Annotated in this window: 2 protein-coding genes; both read left to right on the top strand. The window is 58.2% G+C overall.

What is annotated here, in order from left to right:
• The coding region (locus ACZ5CR_RS45475; protein WP_468869637.1) for a carbamoyltransferase C-terminal domain-containing protein at positions 1-608 on the top strand (608 nt) is incomplete at its 5' end.
• Between the two features lie 10 nt (positions 609-618).
• Positions 619-1343 (top strand): hypothetical protein (locus ACZ5CR_RS45470; RefSeq protein ID WP_468869635.1); only part of this gene is annotated, 725 nt, incomplete at its 3' end.

The following is a 1343-nucleotide window of genomic DNA, read 5'->3' as shown; positions in this document are numbered from 1 at the left end:
CGGGGAAGATCGTCGCATGGTTCCAGGGCAGGGAGGAGTTTGGGCCCCGGGCACTCGGCAGTCGGTCCATCCTTGGGGACCCCAGATCACCTGGTCTGCAGAGGCATCTCAATTTGGCAGTCAAGAATCGGGAATCATTCCGGCCGTTCGCTCCTGCCGTACCTATTGAGGATGCGAAAGACTACTTCGAACCTCCTACTGACTCGCCTTACATGCTGTTCGTAGCGCCAGTCCGGAACGACCTCCGAATACCGGTGTCCAGTACAGACAGGAGTGTCCGGCCCGAGGACCGTGTCGGACAGGTTCGCAGCCTTCTGCCGGCCATCACTCATGTTGACCATTCGGCGCGCCTTCAGACAGTCGACCGCACCACCCATCCACTGTTCTGGAATCTGCTTCGCACATTCGGTTCCATAACAGGAACTCCCGTGCTGGTGAACACGTCGTTCAACGTCAGGGGCGAACCCATAGTCTGCACCCCCGAAGACGCCGTGAAGACGTTTCTTCGCACGGAGATTGACTACCTGTGCATGGGAGACAACATTCTCGATCGAAGGAAGCAGTCTGCCGTCACCATAACCATCCCCCCTGTCACGGAACTGGATTGAGTGGCGGAGCATGCGACCTCTCGATATGTATTATCAGGCGCTCTCGCTCATAGCGCCCCGCACACCTCTGGTGCGCTCAAAAATACTGAATGCCGCCCTCCACGGGATTCCTTACACTCGAATCAGGAAACCGCGCCTCGGCATGTTCCAGGCGGACCCTGTGCTTGGCTGGTCGCACCTGGAGGGGGCTAAGGCCGTTCATCCCTCGTTTGAGTTTCGCGCTCGATACAATATCGACGGCTCCGGAAGGCGCGAGACTGGCTACTCCGGGGAATCTTCAGAAGTTGCGATCCTGGGCTGCTCTTGGGCTTTTGGGCACGGAGTCAACGACGACGAGACTTTCGCTGCTCGCCTGTTCAGCGAACAAGGAAAATCCGTTCACAATTACGCCTGCATGGGATACGGGCCCACACAGGCCTATCTTCAGCTACTCCACCGAGTCGACCTGAGACAAGTCGTGACAGACGACGGCGTCGTTGCATATTTTTGGGTACCCGACCAACTCATGCGAGCTTGGCGGCGGCTGGAGTGGATCGCTCTGAATTCGTGGGTAAATCCGCATGGGCCCAGCCACCCCGTATTCGACCTCGCCAATCAGGACCTCCACCACGTTGGACTTGTCGGGCGCGAAGGAGCCAAAGTCGACCCACCCCTTATACCCGGGATTGTCGAGCGGACAGAGTGGCAAATGACTGTCCTCCTCATCAGGGCAATGCATGAACTCGTCGCCGCAAC

The organism is Streptomyces sp. NPDC031274, assembly GCF_055570235.1.
The sequence above is the reverse complement of the archived record's forward strand: the minus strand, read 5'-3'. Positions and strand labels throughout refer to the sequence as shown.